Raw genomic sequence first — 15,751 nt, 5'->3', positions numbered from 1 at the left:
TCGTGCCACACATTGCCGTGCCAGCATTGGTCTAGACTGAAACGGTGCAATTAGGCGAGTACGAGGATAATAAAGGTAACGTGATGGCCGAGAATAGTGAAAGCAAGCCGGTCCAGACGACGATGGTGAGGCGGCGCAAACCGGAGGTGCTGGCTCCGGCAGGCAACTTGCGAAGCCTCAAAACGGCCATCGACTTCGGTGCAGATGCGGTTTACTGCGGCGGCAAGGAATTCGGCATGCGTTCGGCGCCGAAGAACCTTTCGATGGACGATCTCAAGGCCGGGGCGGAGTATGCCCATGAACGCGGGGCTCGGGTCTATGTCACCTGCAACGTTTTGCCGCATAATAACGAGGTCGAGGACATCAAGACCTACATCGCCCGCCTCGCTCAGACCGGCATCGACGCGCTGATCGTCACTGACATCGGGGTGATGATGGCCGCCCATTCCATCGCTCCGCAACTGGAGCTGCATGTTTCGACCCAGGCCGGCGTCACCAATTATCTGGCCGCCAACGCCCTGTACGAGCTGGGTGCCCGACGTGTGGTGCTCGCCCGCGAACTCGACTTGCAGGCCATTCGCGACATCCGCGCCAACATCCCCGAGGACATGGACATCGAGTGCTTCGTGCACGGCTCGATGTGCATGGCGTTCTCCGGCCGTTGCCTGATCTCCAACTACATGAACGGGCGCGACGCCAACCACGGCGAATGCTCCCAGCCCTGCCGCTGGAAATACCACGTCGTCGAGGAGAAGCGCCCCGGCCGGTTCTTCCCGGTTGAGGAGAATGACGAGGGCACGTTCCTTTTCAATTCGCAGGACATGTGCATGCTCGACCACTTGGACGACATGATCGACGCCGGTGCCACGAGCCTCAAGATCGAGGGACGCGCCAAAAGCGCGTATTACGTTGCGTCGATGGCCAATGCCTACAAATGTGCGGTCGATGAATATATGATGCAGCGCGGGTTTGAAGACAAAGACGGCAACAAGCTCAAGCCCTTCCACGACATGGTGCGCCGTTCCGACGTCGTGCGGGTCACCAAGGCTGTCGGCCAGCTCGAATCCAGCGGTTCCATCGGCTTCCATGGCGTGCAGAGCGCCGGAGCCGAAGCCGCCGCCAAGACGACAATTTCGGCGTCTGTGCCCGCGTTGGTAGGTCAGGAAGCCACAAAAGCGCAGGGGTATGCCGATGCCAGGCATGTAGAACTGCCGCAGTGGCTCAAGGACGAACCATACAAGGTCTCGCATCGTGACTATTCCACTGGTTTTTACTACCCGGAGCACAAAGTCGGCCAGAATACCGACCGTGGCGGTTATTTCCGCGATTGGTTGGTAGTCGGCGAGGTTATCGGTTACGACGAAGCCACGCAACGCCTTACCCTGATGAGCCGTAACAAGATCGAGCCCGGCCAGTTGATCGAATTCCTGATTCCTGGGCACGAGCCGGTCGACTATACAGTCGTCGAAGGTGGAATGGAAGATGCCGACGGGCAGTCCGTTGAGGAGATCAACAATCCCGCGCACGTTTTCTCGATGCCATTGCCATTTGCGGTTCCAGAAAATTCGATGATTCGTTCCCGCGCCAAACAGCGCACGCTCAAGGCTGAATAGCATCCTGTTGTTCTTTGAGGGATGAAACCGTTTTCTGGCGGGTCGAAATGTCAAATATCCATGAATATGGGTGCGCCATAAACGCGTCTGCATGTTAAATGTCGCATTTTGTCCCCTCTTGGTGCGCCAAGATGCCCCTTTTCGCAAGATTGCGGGCTGATTCTTTCATTTTTGGCCTTCTTGGCGCGTCAAGAGACCGTTTTTCTTGAGTTTGCTCATCAATTCATTGATTTTTGGCCTTCTTGGCGCACCAAGAGAGCCAAAATGAAAGAATATGGGGCACCCGGGCGACGGGATGCCATGGAATCCGGACGTAGCCTCAGGATAGTCTCGAAGGTATGAGCAAGCATACGCAGTATGACGACGCAATTCTCGACAGCAATGCCATCTCGCCGGTTGACGGGAAAGGCAATCCCATTCCCGTCACTATTCCCATCGACCTGGCACCCGGCGTCAAGATCGTCTACACCACCCGTCTCGGTGGTCTGAGCACCGGCGATTGGAGCGATCTCAACCTCGGAGGCAAGTCGGGCGACGATCCTGCGGTGGTCGAGGCGAATCGAGTGGCATTGGCCAAGGCCGTCGGGGCGCCGCTTTCATTGGTGGCCCAGGTCCATTCCGGCCGCGCCGTCGACGTTGACGAGATTTTCAAGCGCAACGCGCCGTATGGTTGCGATTTTTCCGGAACGGTTATCGATTCCGGGCAGCACGGACAAAGAAAGACTGCAGCCGAGGACGACGAAATTGTAGTGCAAAAAGGAATCGAGGAAATCGAAACCGTCGATGGGGCTGAGATCAACGAAACCGAAGTCCGTACGGAAATTCGCGAATCCGAATCAAGCGATGAGATCGAGGATTCTCCGATCAACACGCCCAACGAAAACCGCAAATCTCAAGTTGACAACAACAACGAGTCGCCATCCGAGACGCAGCATGACATGAATCAACCAGCGTCCTACCCGCGTCTCGAGGCCGATGCCGAAGTCAGTGCACAAACCGGTGTGGCGCTTGGCATGTTCGCCGCCGATTGTCTTCCAGTGTTGCTCGCCGACCCGCAGGCCGGTGTCATCGCCGCTGCGCATTGCGGACGCAAGGGCCTGCAGCGCGGTGTTATCGGTTCCGTCGTCGATCTGATGGTCGCCAAAGGCGCGAAACCGGAACGTATCGTGGCCACACTTGGCCCCTGCGTCTGCGGCGATTGCTACGAGGTAGGCGAGGGAATCGCCGACGAGTTCGATGCCCAATTCCCCGGTACCTTCACCCTGACGCGTTTCGGTGGCCCCGGCATCGATATCGCCAAAGCCGCATTGCAGGAACTGGCCGAGGCAGGTATCCCACGCGACAATGTCATCGATTCGGCCCCGCGCGTGCGCGCCGCAACGCAATATCTCGACCAGGATGCCGAACTCGCCGCGCTATGCGCCCAAGACGGCGAAGGCAGTCCCGACTTGTCCGAGCGTATCGGCGAAGTGCGCCACAGCCTGTGCACGTTGGAAAACCCGCTTTGGTATTCGCATCGCCGCGCAAGTCTTGCGCACAAAAAGCACGAAGGCCGTCTGCTCGCCCTGATTGTGCGTGAATAGGTGGTTCGCCGGCGACTTGGATGCGGGTATCCGCCGCGCTGAATGGGAAGCCAATGAGCGGCGACGTCGTTATTGGCTATTCCCGATGTGTTTTCATGCTTGTGACTTCGCACACCGCTCGCGCTAGACTGGAACCATGGAACACTTGAACGTTGTCATTTCCGGCTTTGACCCCTATGAAGGGATTAAGGACAACCCTTCACATGTGGTGCCGCACGCGTTGGCAGACGAGGGGCTAGGCGATGCCTCCGCCCTCGAAAGTGATGACCTGCTGAGGGACGTTGACATTTCGATTACCGCCGTCGATCTGCCGGTGAGCGTCCAGGAATCTTGGCCGCAGCTTCAGCAGACGCTTGAAGCGACGCATCCGGACATTGTCATTGCCACCGGGCTCAAGGCGGCGGCTCGCGGCATTCTTTTGGAACGTTGTGCGAACAACATCATCGACACGGCCCGTACGACGATTTTGGGAACGATGACCGGTCTGCCGGTTCAGGCCCCCAACGATGCATCGCGTAAACCCATCGCTTCGAATGGGCCTGCAGCCTTCTGGACGCGGTTGCCGCTTCGGTCTATTTTGGATGATTTCGCCGCCGAAGAGATTCCCTCGGCTTTGAGCTCAGATGCCGGAACGTTTGTCTGCAATTCGCTGTTTTACAATCTGATGAAATGGACTTCTGCCAAGCACAACATGCTTTCGGGCTTCGTCAGTCTCCCAGTCATCAACGAGGAGCCGCATCCCCAGCATGGTCTTCCGTTGGCCCAGCAGATCGAAGCATGCCGCGTGGTGGTGCGCCAGACTGCCCGCTACTTCCTTGAGCCGACATCGTCCAACATTCTCATTGCCTGACCTTGAAGGCGGAATTCGAACCGTTGATCTGCCGTTTACGGCAATCGTTATCAGCCTGACTTCGCGATTCGCGTGGTGTCTGTGTGGATTCAATGATTCGAGGCATGTATTACTTCAAAAATACACTACAGTTATCAGTTAGTATTCGTAGGCTTTAAATCTGCGACCGAGGTCGCAAGGCGAAAGGAATGAGCATGGCGGATGATCGCTTCACGACGGAATTGCGCGGCTATAACAAAGAACAAGTAGACCAGACGCTGGCTTCGATGCAGCAGACGCTTGACCGTATGCGTATGCAGGTCAGTTCCAGCGATCAGACCATCCTGCAATTGCGTGCCCAACTTGAAGAGGAAAAGAAGAACGCCAAGAAGGCCTCGCAAGGCAATTCGTTCGCCTCGCTCGGTGCCAACGCCCAACAGATGCTCGCCAGCGCTGAACAGACCAGCACCGAACTGGTCAACCGGGCCAAGCAGGACGCTGCAAGCACCCGTGCCGCCGCCCAGCATCAGGCGGAAACCCTGATCAACAACACCAAGCTCGATGCCCAGCACATCACCGATGAAGCCAATTCCAAGGCCGCCACCATTCTGGCCAAGGCACAGACCGAGTCCGAATCGATCACCACTTCGGCCAAGCAGGATGCCACCAGGCTGCGCGAGGAGACGGCGAAAAAGGTCACCGAGCAGCGTGACACCATCGAAATCGAATTGACCAACTCCCGTGAGGAACACAACAAGCGTCTTGCCAGCGAGAAGGCCAAGCAGGATCGCGAGATTGCCGAACTCAAGGCCAAAGCCACCCAGCAGATTGCTGAACAGCGCAAGGCCGCCAATGATGAGGTCGCCAAGCTCAAAAGTGACGCAAGCGACCAGATCGAGACTGCTCTGGCCGAAGCCAACAAGAAGCTCGCCAACGTCCGCGAGCAGGTTTCCCGTATGACCACCGAAGCACAGCGCAAGGCGACGGAAATCACCGATGACGCGAAGGCGAAAGCCCAGGGCATCACCGACGAGGCTGAGGTACAGCGCACCAAGACGATGAGTCAGGTCAACGCCGAGGTCGAGCAGATTCGCACCGACATCTCCAAGCAGCAGGAAGAGGCTACCAGCAAAGTCAACGATTTGTTGCAGCAATTGGAACAGAGCCGAGCCGCTGCAAAGAAGGAAGCCGACGACCTAGTCTCCAAGGCCAAGGATCTGCGTGATGAGGCTGACAGCTATACGGTTTCAAAGCGTCAGGAAGCCGACCGTCAGGCCGAAGAGATTGTCTCCAAAGCCAAGAAGGACGCCGAGGCGCGCGTGGAAGAGCGCCGTCAGGCCGCACAGGGCGAACTTGACAACCTCCAACAACGCATCAAGGACCTTCAGGAACGTGAATCCACCATCACCCAGCGTGTCACCGAGCTTCGCTCGATGTTCACCAATGCGTTCTCCGGCTTCGGATTTACCGATGAGAAGCAGCAAGGTGTCAATGTCCCAGTGGCCAACGCTGTGGCCAATGACTTGGATGACGCTGCGCAGGAAGACAGCAAAAAAGAGGAAAGCAGCAGAGGTGATGACGACGATTCGCCTGAGCCTGCCACGGACGGTGAATCAAAACAAGGCATGCAACAGCTTTCGCATTTGGTGAATACCACTGAAAACAGGAATTCCGCCGCGGGTGGCGAGGCTCCCGCCTCGTTGAAGGTTCCTGCCGCTCCGAGCATTCCGGTTAATGCGGCCGCTCAGACCAGCACCCGGAACGATTCCGATAACCGCAATCGCGCCGGTTATGGCGATTCCGATTACAACGGCGGTGAGCCTGCGGGCGGATCCGATATGAAACGCTAGATTCCGGCGGATTCGTTGGCTTTTGGCTAGTCCCTAGTTGTTTTATTCTTTGATGCGCCGTGGTGAGTATGCTGCGGCGCAACGTTATGTACGACTCTATTATTTTCCGTTAGTACACAGTCTTCCGCGTGGCTATCGATACCATTGTGAGTGTCCGATACAGCGCAGGGAATATGGTGGAATATAAACCAATCAAAGGAGCATTATCTGATGAATGAAATGAAGCCGTTGAGCGCCGACCGTCTGGAAGCGTTGCAAGACGATTTCGAGGCCCAGCCTGTCAACACGTTGGCGATGAACGCCGTCACCACGTCCGGGATCAATCCGGTGGCGCACAATTATGACCGCGCCCGCCGGCTTCAGCGTCGTTTCTCGGTGACTGTCGACAATGGCGAAGTCACCAACCAGAACCATTCCGGACGTTGCTGGCTGTTCAGCTCCCTGAACGTGGCACGTTTCGTGGCCAAGAAGAATCTCAATCTGGAGCAGTTCGAGTTCTCGCAGAATTACGCAATGTATTACGATAAGCTTGAACGCATCAACTACTTCCTACGCGATGTTGCGAATCTGGTGCGTGCCGGTGAACCTGCCGATTCTCAGCTGATGCAGCATCTGCTTGCCGATGTGATGGGCGACGGCGGCCAATGGACGATGGCGATGAACGTTTACAAGAAGTACGGTGCCGTGCCCAAGGACTTCTTCCCTGAGACTGCTTCGTCGACCAATACCAGCGAAATGAACACGCAGCTGCGTCGTTTGTTGCACACTGCTGTGGCTCATATGTATGCCGATCCTTCGGCAATCGACCACATCGTTGATCAGACCGTCGAAGCCGGTCACCGCATGCTCACCATCCACTTGGGCGAGCCGCCGAAGAGCTTTGACTGGGAGTGGACCGACAAGGACGGCAACTTCCACCGCGACGGCGAGACCACGCCGGTCGAGTTCTGGAAGAAGTACGTGGGGTCCGCGGATCTTGAGGATTACGTTTGCCTCGTCGACGATCCGCGAGCCGAGCACGCCAAGGGCAAGAAGATCGGCATCGAGCACTTGGGCAACGTCGTCGGGGGAGACCCGACCGAGTACTTGAACGTCCCGAACCAGTTTATGAAGGACTGCGTGCGTCGCATCCTTTCCGAGCTTAAGATGCCGGCTTGGTTCGGTGCGGATTGCCACCCGATGATGGACCGCGACAACGGCGCTTGGGCCACCGATCTTTACGAATACGGCAAGGTTTACGGCGTTGATTTCGATATGGACAAGGAAGCGCGCGTTCGCTATGGTGATTCCGCGATGAACCATGCGATGGCGTTCGTCGGCGTGGATGTGGCCGACGACGGCAAGACCACCAACCGTTGGCGCGTGGAGAACTCCTGGGGTTGCAAGGTGGCCGACAAGGGATACTTCACCATGAGCGACGATTGGTTCAGCGAATACGTCTACGAGGTCGCCGTCCCGAAGTCGATGCTCCCCGCCGAATACCAGGCTGCGCTCACTGAGCCCGCGACAATGCTCCCGGCTTGGGATCCAATGGGGGCGCTTGCATAAGAGAAAAGCCCTGTGGGCTTTTCTCGCAAGCGCCCGTGGCCTTGTCCTAAGACAAGGCCACGCGATATTGGGTGTTCGCGTTAGCGAACTCAAAAATTGCAGGCGCATTGGCCTGAAGAAAATAGCCCAGCGGGCTATTTTCGGCCAATACGCGCCTGAAACCGGCACCTGCCGGTTTCAGGCAACCGGTTGGAGCTAAAAAGAGTTTGATTCGGGCATAAGAAAAGCCCTGCGGGCTTTTCGTGCGTGCGCCCGTGGCCGCGTCTTAAGACGGGGCCACGCAGCATCGGGCAGACAAGGAAGTATCTCGATGAGAAATTATTTCTGGAGTCATCCGGCAATTTAGGCGCTGGTTTTTGCGTTGATCATGTTCGGCATCGATGTCATCGGCATGCTTATCGGTGTCGAGAATGTCAGAGTGCTCTTGTCATCCGGTGTCAAGTCGGTGTTGGCCGCGATCATATTTTATGCGTTGTTGTGTTGGACCGGCACGAAGATTAATAAGTGATTATTCGGCTGTGTTGCAATCTTTAATCGATTATAATAAAGAGCCCGTTGCTGTTTAAACCGGCAGCGGTGGCAATGAAGTCCATGTCAAGTAGAGGAGGGAATAATGGCAATTATGCGAGGGCCTGGAAGTTCTGAGGACGCACAGCGATTTAGCGACAGCGCCGTTTACCCCGAAACAGTGGATGTCAACATTCGTCAGCTTGACCCGATTCCTGCGCCGCGTGAGTTCCTGAAGGAACGTCCGCTGACCAAGCCGATGAGCGATTTGGTTTTGAAGTCCCGTCAGGAGATTCGCAACATCCTGCATGGCCGTGATGATCGTCTGCTTGTCATCGTCGGCCCCTGCTCGATTCATGATCCGGCCGCAGCCAAGGATTATGCGCAACGTCTGTCCAAGGTCAACGATGAGCTTAAAGACCGCCTGATGATCGTGATGCGTGTCTATTTTGAGAAGCCGCGTACCACTGTGGGCTGGAAGGGTCTGATTAACGACCCCGATCTCGACGGCGAATTCAACATCCGCAAGGGCATGTATCTGGCCCGCAAGGTGCTTTCCGATGTTTTGGAGGAAGGCCTGCCCACGGCCACGGAATGGCTTGATCCGATCACTCCGCAGTATATCTGCGATATGGTCAGCTGGGGTGCCATCGGCGCACGCAACACCGAAAGCCAGGTGCACCGCGAGCTGGCCAGCGGCATGTCGATGCCGATCGGCTTCAAGAACTCCACCGACGGTTCCGTGAAGGTTGCCGCGGATTCGTGTTACGCCGTGGCCAACGAGCACCATTTCCTGTCGATCAACCTTGACGGCCGCGTCATTTCCGCGGAAACCAAGGGCAATCCAGATTGCCATATCGTTCTGCGTGGCTCCACTACCGGTCCCAACTACGATGCGAAATCCGTGTCCGAAGCGTTGGAAACCTTGAAGCAATCCAAGGTCACCGGTCCCAGCGAGCATGGCCTGGTCATCGACGCCGCCCATGGCAATTGCGGCAAGGATGAGGTGCGCGAGGCCGAAGTGGTCGAGGAAATCGCCGCACGTCTGGCCAAAGGCGAGCCCGGCATTTTCGGAGTGATGATGGAAAGCAACATCCGCGGCGGCCACCAGTCGCCTGCGCCGCTTGACCAGCTGGTCTACGGCCGTTCCATCACCGATCCGTGCATCTCTTGGGATCGCACCGATGAGCTGCTGCACACTCTCGCCGATGCCGTCACCTCCCGTCGTAAGCTTGACGGCGAGTGACGATTCATTAGAAGGCGGGGTCATTCTGCGGTAAAGCTGAATGGCCAAGAACCTGATGGAGGAACGGTAAAACAAATCTGATGTTGAAGATTGACATTGGACGGTTTTACCGTTCCTTATTTACGTTCGGAATTGATGCCATTATCGTATTTCAGGCTATGATAGCTTGTACAGGCATTCTTGCAGATAGATTCTGAGGGTTGTTACGCGGATGTCTCATAGATGAGATGGAACGATTGGATGTTGGTTTGTCGGATCGATGAAGAGATAGGAAGACCGTACATTGAATATTGGCATTGATTTTGGTACTGGTTTTTCTAAAGTCGCAATTTGCAATCTCGACGGGGAAGTGGTGGTTTTGCCGCAGACGCAGGCCGGTGACCGGAGTGTTCCCACCGCGTTTTACTACGATCACGGACAGGGTGCGCTCGTCGGTTTCGCCGCGCAACAATATGCCATGGAAAATGATGAGGAGAAGAATCTTGTTTCTTCGATCAAAATGAGTTTGACCGATGAAAGAGGAGAAAACTCGTTATGGCATGTCGACAACCAGTCGTTTCTTTCGTGGCAGATCGTTGCTTCCCTTTTGAGAGGAGTTTGCGACAGTGCGCAGGAAGCAGTGCGTCAATCGGGTATCCAAGAGAATATCAACGGTGTGGTGTTGGCGGTTCCGGCAGGGTTCACCAAGACGGAAATCAATGTCCTGTGTGATGCATTGCGTTTCCCGCGCGAGCAGGGCGGGGCGGGACTGCCCGTGTTGGGGCTGATCAGGGAGCCGGTTGCCGCGGCGTGGGATTACTACAGTAAGGCCGCTGATCCTCAGGCAAATGAGCGGGTTCTCGTCTACGATCTGGGAAGCCAGGTCTGTGATGTGGCCGTGGTGCAGGTGTGTGAAGGCTCTCGTGAATTTTTCGATGTCGTGTCTTCCACAACGCTACGTGGCGGTACGCAGGACTGGCAAATGCGTCTCAAGCAGTCGCTGATGGACGAATGCAGGAAGGCATATGCGAATTGCGATTTTTCTGCAGCACAGGAGCAGTTGCTTGCCCGGGTTGCCGAAAAAGTTCGGAGGGAGCTGTGCTTCCGCCAATCGGCAAACGCTGAATATCAGACTTGCGTCGATGGAAAAGCGGTAAACGTAACGACTACAGTACGCCGTTCCGATTTTGAAAAGCAGACCGGTGATTTGCTTGGTGAAACCATGAAGCTGGTGAAGTTGGTCATCGACGATTCGAACACATTGGACCAAGAACCGATACGACATATCATCTGCGTGGGTGGGGGTGCGAATATGTCCATGATCGTGCAAAGTCTGCGTAAATTGTATCCTCAGATTAACGTGCAGGTCGCGGATGACCCGGAACTGAGCGTGGCGAGAGGGGCGGCGCTATACGCGCAATCGTACAGGGGCTCAGCGGATATGGGCTCAGTGAAGATGCTGAAAGCTCCGGAGTCTTATGGTATCGGCGTATTCGATCCGATTAAAGGCAATTCGTACGTACAAAATGTCATCGTCATAGGGGACCATCTGCCTGTCGAAAAAACCCATGTGTTTCTCTCGTCCTCCAACAATCGCTGTACTAGGGCCCCGATCAGAATATTTGCCGATGATGTCGCCGGTGAGCGTTGTGAGTTGTACCAGGCGTCCGACCCTAACGCACCTGTCTATTCGGGTCAGATGGATTTCGACGAGTCTGTTTCCGCAGGTGCCCGCTATCGGTGCGTGATGAATATGGATGTCCAAGGAATCCTTCGGGTGAAGGTGCTTGACGAAGCAAACAATGTGGTATGGAGCCAGCCAAAAACCGATTGACGATTTGAAAACGTGATCCAATGGAGGAACCGAAATGGACAGGAAAAAGAGAGCGGAACAAAAGCTGGAAAAGAAACTGGAACTCAAGCTGGGGATTACGCCGAGCCGCGCCATTCCACGTCATCCGGTAACCACGGCGGATGACAGGGCCCGCAAATATTGGGAACGGTATACACGCCCGTTTGATAACGGTCCATGGTCCTATGTCGACTCGCTTTACGATCCTGAATCTGCAGATAAACAGGAGAAAACGGCCGTATTCCTCGTTTCCCACGCCGGTTATGGGGAACCTCAGCCGGCCGTGCTGAAAGTGGTGAATATTTTCGCCTGCGCAACGGACCGGCCTTATAGCGATAAACGTATACGTAACATCTATCGCCGATCCCATCGGGAGTGCGAGATCATGGACAAGGTCAGCGACATATCAGAACGCTGTGCCGTCAATATTTACGGGCATTTTACCCTGCCTTGGCAAGACGGTTCCTGGATGGGCGAGGACCTGGTCATGCTTATGGAATATTATCCGCTTACGCTTGAAAATGAGTTGGCGAATTCAGATCCGCTTACCACAGAACAGACCATCGAAGTCGGCCTCGATTTGTGCAGGGACTTGCAGTTGTGCTCGCAGTCCATCTCCAAAGACGCATCTTTTTGCCATCGGGACATCAAGCCGGCGAATATTTTTTATGATGAGTTGAGCGGTCACTACATACTCGCCGATTTTGGCATTTCCCGCATTCTTGAACGCGATGAACAGGCCACCACCGCTGCAGGGACGTTCCGCTATGAGGCCCCAGAGGTTTTGAGGGGCAAACCATACGATGAGCGGGCTGATATTTTCAGTATCGGAAAGGTGATTGACAGATGCCTTGGTGTGAAATCCGAAGGGATCGAGGCGACAATCCAGAAAGTGCGTTTTTTGAGGAATCTTGATTCCGATATGGGTCTTTTGAAATCCATCAGTGAAAAAGCCCAAAGCGATCAACCTGAAAACAGATATCAGACAACGGCTGAACTTGCAAAAGCGTTGCAGGAGGCGCGGTCGTGGATTCAAAGCCATGGTTCCGGTGATGGCGGGCAGGCTGGAAAAGGGGCGGCAGATGGACAATTCGCCCAGCCAAGTGGGCTGAATTCCACGAAAATCTGGAATGAAAGCGAGGGGCCGACGGTAGCGGAAACCATGATGGCGCCCCGAGAAACCACTGTTGGATATAGCGAAACCTACCAACGAGAGGAACGGGAATACCAGAAAGCCGCAGCTGATCTGATCAATGCCGATTCGGACTTGAAGATGACATTGGATACGAGCCCCACGCATGCCGTCAAGACTCAGACGGGTAAGGTGCGTTGGTCCCTGCGGCAGAATGATCCGGCGAATACTCGCGTTGCGCACTCGCCCAACCCTGCAGATGTCCAAGAGACCAAGTCGGTTGTCTATTCAAAAGAAGATTCCACGACGGATAATTCCATCGACCCGAATTCCGGCCAGCGTGGCGCTGATCCGCGTAATTCTGATTAGCAGGACCTGGATGAGAGAGGAATGGAAAATATCCTGCCGGAGAAAATGATTTCGTTTGAAATCCCCGGCAGGATGTTAGCGATTGGTTGCTAGTCTGTAGCCTGTTTTGTCTGAGGGATCTGTGTTGGCTGCGGCACTTGAGAACCCTGTTTCGCCCGTGACGCCTGCGTTCCAAAGGCTTTCTCGTAATCGAGCCAACTGGTTTTCACCGGCCCGAACAAGCGTGCCGTTTCATAGACGAAATCCAGCGGGAACAGTGAACGGACTTCGATCGAGCCGTCAGGCTTTTGTGCCACGACCAGCCCGCGCACCGTATCGTTGGCGTATCCGAGCTTGATGGGTATGAAGAATTCCTCTGATCCGTCATGGGAATTACAAGTATCGGTTTGCATGTCATAGTACATGTCCTGCGGGTAATAGTTGGGAAGGATGATGGATGAGGCGTTGTTTGCGGTGAACGCAGGATTGAGGAACTTTTTGAAGTTCCTGTTTACTACATCCTTGAAGACTTTGTTCTCGCCTTCGGTTTTGCCGTTGTTTTCGTTGTTCCAACTGAAACGTTTTACGAATTGCTGATCTGCTTTGTTGAGATTTGCGTGTGTTGTCGCAGAGTACAGTTGTTCGATCACCTCTTTGCTTTCGTCATCCTCTATATCGGCCTCCTGAAGCGAATTGCGCCAGAACGAACGTGGGAAGCGTTCGGGATGGTCAAAGACGAAGTGGTCGATATTGGGAATGATCTTCGGGTTTTTCCTGAAGGCCTCCAGATCGAATTCCGGTATATGGCTGGGGGCTTGCGGAAGAGAATCCTCGTGAATGGCAAAGCATATTCCCTTGTTGATGGCCGATTCCATTTTGGTGCCGAAATCCTGTAGTATCCAGTTGCCCTTGAGTTCATCACTGTATCTGCAACGTTCGAAGCAAGCGTAGATCGGTTCGTTTCCTGGCCCGAGCAGACCTGTGTTGAAAATCGCGTAGTCGCCTTCTGATTTGTCACCCAATGAGACATGGAGTTTGTTTTCGTTGCGGCAGCGGCACAGGGTGAGGCTGAGATAAGTGCGCAGAATATCGTACGGTTCTTCTTTCGAATCCCAGCATTCGTGTTCGATGAATGGATCGAAGTCGGCGAATTCGGCCAGTTTGGCATAGACTTCCTGCTCGTCGTATACGTTGTCAAACGCTTTGCCTCGTTTGTTGGAACGGATGATTTTGTTGTCGCCTTTCCGGGCCTGCATCAACGCGAAATTATCAAGTTGGTTCGCTGGAGACCTGAAAAATCCCAGTTCGTTGCGGTACTTGTTAAGTGTTGTCGGAATGGTATTGAGACTCCATCGCTTCCCGCTTGTACGGCTGTTTTTGTGTATGCAGGCGAGCCTGATATGAGAATCGCGCATGTATATCGGATCGATGGGGAACCATATCTGGTTTCCGCTTCGATCGGTTTTCAAGTCGCCGTATTTGACACTGGATTTCCATGCATTGCCTAAAAGAGTATCGGCTTCTATGCCTTCGATGAGCATGTGTTGCAGTGAATCGAGGTCTTTCGTAAGGATTTCTACCTCATCGAAGAAGCTGGAGACGTTTGGAAGCGGGGCTTTGCACGTTGCAGGCGGATTGGAATGATCGATTGTCATCTTCCCGCGTAATGCGTCTTTATGCTCGCATAATTCGTAGACCTTCCTGTAAAAGTAATCATCGTCGTATGCTTTCAAGGGGATTTTGCGGGAAGCTGCCGCCTGCGGTTTGTTGGCCACCTTGAAGTTGGACTGTTTGGGCTCGGCTGCCATTTCGGTTTTGCCGGTTTCCGATGGTTTGATTTCTGGTTTGACTTCTGGCTTGGCTTTGGGTGCGCTGTTTCCGGTCTTTGGGCTCAAGGCATTGACAGCATTGATCGCTGGTGTGCTCGTGTTTTTCGGCTTTTGCGGCGACGGTTTTTTGGCGGAAGGTTGGGGGGTAGCGGATTCCTGGTTTTGTCGCAACATATCGTGGAACGACTTGTTGGGATGATGCTGGTCTGCTGCATTCTCCAGCCAGTCTTTCTGATTCGCAGGATTCGAAGGCTTTGCTGGTTGAGTCTTTTTGGACGGTTGTTTGGCCATGGGCTTGGCTGGTGCAGCCGGAGTGGTCATCGGTGGATTGACCGGTCCAGCGGATTGAGTGGATTTTGCCGGAGTAGTTGGCCGCGTGGTTGGGTTGACCGGCGCAATGGATGGTGGTGTTGCGGCTGCTCGCTTGGTTTGTTTCGCCGGCATATCCGTCGGGGTCGCAGTTGTGCGTGGCTTTTCCGCAAGTGGAGTGGTCTTGCCAGTCGGCTGTTGTTTGTTGGTCTTTTTTGTCCGCGGGGCAGGCAATGGTACCTGCTTTGTTTCCGGAGCAGATGATGTCGCTTGCTGCGCGGAATCTGAGGGGTTGTGGTTTTTAGGGATAAAAGCCGGAATCGCCGTAGAAGTGCTGCGAAGCACGCGCGGTTGCGTTTTGGTCTCTTCCGTATCTGGAGTTGATTGATGGTCTTTGGCACCGGCTGTCGTTGGTACGGTTTGTGGATTTACAACACTTTGTGCTGGCGCAGATTGGTGTTTTTGGGTGGTCTTGCTTTTTGCTGGTTGAGGCTTGGACGCTTGTTTTTTGGCATTTGCGTTCGAGGGTTGACTTTGGGTAGTATCGGGATTGCTTGGCGTGCTCCGAGTGGAAGAGAAGAACGTGTTTGTTGAATCGGGAACGGGCTGATTCAAATGGATTTGATATTCGTCGATAAAATCGGAAAGGTTTTTGATCCAAGGAGTCAGGCTTCGACCACCTTGATATTGCCAGGTTTTCCAACCTCTGTCTTTTTCCAATAATTGTCGATATTCTTCGAGATCTTTAAGCTGGGCGTCTGTCGTAAATCCTTGTTTGATGTCGAATTGTTGACGTTTGGATTTTGATTCCGGAGTGAAGAAAACAGGCACGCAAAGTGACCCGTGTGATGCCGCGGCATCGAGCAACAATGCAGGAAGGCTATAGGCGAATCGTTCGGAATTGTTGGTGCTCCAACCGAAAATACCAACGGCAATATCTACAGTCGCCTGTCCTGAGAGCACTTGGTCTGAAGGAATGATTCTGAATTTGACAGCGTTGGCAGAGTCTTCATTCCACTCATCAATGGCAAACTGGAAATTTTCGCCTTGTGGTTTGCCGTTGTGGTCTTTGGTGTTTTCATAAGCAATGAAAAGTGTTTTTGCAGAATTGTTCATGATTTCCTCT

The 15,751-nt window shown here is 54.3% G+C and carries 9 protein-coding genes; 8 read left to right on the top strand and 1 reads right to left on the bottom strand.

Going from position 1 to position 15,751, the window contains the following annotated elements; genetic code table 11:
• Window positions 1-122: 122 nt before the first annotated feature.
• The 8 genes from PT275_RS05400 to PT275_RS05365 all read left to right on the top strand — a co-directional run bounded on the left by PT275_RS05400 (window position 123) and on the right by PT275_RS05365 (window position 12,508).
• Window positions 123-1,613: a U32 family peptidase gene (locus tag PT275_RS05400; protein ID WP_277153676.1), complete on the top strand. Its 1,491-nt coding sequence runs from the start codon at window positions 123-125 to the stop codon at window positions 1,611-1,613.
• A gap of 338 nt (window positions 1,614-1,951) precedes the next feature.
• A complete protein-coding gene (locus tag PT275_RS05395) occupies window positions 1,952-3,196 on the top strand; it encodes a polyphenol oxidase family protein (protein WP_277153029.1) in 1,245 nt (414 codons plus the stop codon).
• A gap of 136 nt (window positions 3,197-3,332) precedes the next feature.
• Window positions 3,333-4,046 (top strand): pyroglutamyl-peptidase I, encoded by a 714-nt coding sequence (locus PT275_RS05390; protein WP_277153027.1) that lies wholly within the window; start codon window positions 3,333-3,335, stop codon window positions 4,044-4,046.
• A gap of 188 nt (window positions 4,047-4,234) precedes the next feature.
• Window positions 4,235-5,875: a cell division protein gene (locus PT275_RS05385; protein WP_277153025.1), complete on the top strand. Its 1,641-nt coding sequence runs from the start codon at window positions 4,235-4,237 to the stop codon at window positions 5,873-5,875.
• Window positions 5,876-6,085: 210 nt separating this feature from the next.
• The gene (locus PT275_RS05380; RefSeq protein ID WP_277153024.1) at window positions 6,086-7,423 is read left to right on the top strand and encodes a C1 family peptidase; all 1,338 of its coding nucleotides are present in this window, start codon (window positions 6,086-6,088) and stop codon (window positions 7,421-7,423) included.
• A 613-nt stretch (window positions 7,424-8,036) separates the two neighbouring features.
• Window positions 8,037-9,176, top strand: coding sequence for a 3-deoxy-7-phosphoheptulonate synthase (locus tag PT275_RS05375; RefSeq protein WP_277153022.1), 1,140 nt, complete (start codon window positions 8,037-8,039; stop codon window positions 9,174-9,176).
• A gap of 283 nt (window positions 9,177-9,459) precedes the next feature.
• On the top strand, window positions 9,460-10,989 hold the full coding sequence (locus PT275_RS05370) for an Hsp70 family protein (RefSeq protein ID WP_277153020.1): 1,530 nt from the start codon (window positions 9,460-9,462) through the stop codon (window positions 10,987-10,989).
• Window positions 10,990-11,023: 34 nt separating this feature from the next.
• On the top strand, window positions 11,024-12,508 hold the full coding sequence (locus tag PT275_RS05365) for a protein kinase (RefSeq protein ID WP_277153017.1): 1,485 nt from the start codon (window positions 11,024-11,026) through the stop codon (window positions 12,506-12,508).
• An 89-nt stretch (window positions 12,509-12,597) separates the two neighbouring features.
• Here the strand turns inward: PT275_RS05365 and PT275_RS05360 are convergent, their stop codons facing one another.
• The gene (locus PT275_RS05360) at window positions 12,598-15,741 is read right to left on the bottom strand and encodes a DUF3825 domain-containing protein (RefSeq protein ID WP_277153015.1); all 3,144 of its coding nucleotides are present in this window, start codon (window positions 15,739-15,741) and stop codon (window positions 12,598-12,600) included.
• Window positions 15,742-15,751 lie beyond the last annotated feature (10 nt).

It is taken from the genome of Bifidobacterium sp. ESL0745, from assembly GCF_029433335.1.
In the GTDB taxonomy this organism is placed as follows: domain Bacteria; phylum Actinomycetota; class Actinomycetes; order Actinomycetales; family Bifidobacteriaceae; genus Bifidobacterium.
Note: the sequence above shows the minus strand (reverse complement) of the source record. Positions and strands in the feature narration are given on the sequence as shown.

What these genes read in the sequence shown, in the direction of transcription:
- PT275_RS05400 (WP_277153676.1), top strand. Translation starts at nt 123, where the DNA reads ATGGTGAGGCGGCGCAAACCGGAGGTGCTGGCTCCGGCAGGCAACTTG.
- PT275_RS05395 (WP_277153029.1), top strand. Translation starts at nt 1,952, where the DNA reads ATGAGCAAGCATACGCAGTATGACGACGCAATTCTCGACAGCAATGCC.
- PT275_RS05390 (WP_277153027.1), top strand. Translation starts at nt 3,333, where the DNA reads ATGGAACACTTGAACGTTGTCATTTCCGGCTTTGACCCCTATGAAGGG.
- PT275_RS05385 (WP_277153025.1), top strand. Translation starts at nt 4,235, where the DNA reads ATGAGCATGGCGGATGATCGCTTCACGACGGAATTGCGCGGCTATAAC.
- PT275_RS05380 (WP_277153024.1), top strand. Translation starts at nt 6,086, where the DNA reads ATGAATGAAATGAAGCCGTTGAGCGCCGACCGTCTGGAAGCGTTGCAA.
- PT275_RS05375 (WP_277153022.1), top strand. Translation starts at nt 8,037, where the DNA reads ATGGCAATTATGCGAGGGCCTGGAAGTTCTGAGGACGCACAGCGATTT.
- PT275_RS05365 (WP_277153017.1), top strand. Translation starts at nt 11,024, where the DNA reads ATGGACAGGAAAAAGAGAGCGGAACAAAAGCTGGAAAAGAAACTGGAA.
- PT275_RS05360 (WP_277153015.1), bottom strand. Translation starts at nt 15,741, where the DNA reads ATGAACAATTCTGCAAAAACACTTTTCATTGCTTATGAAAACACCAAA.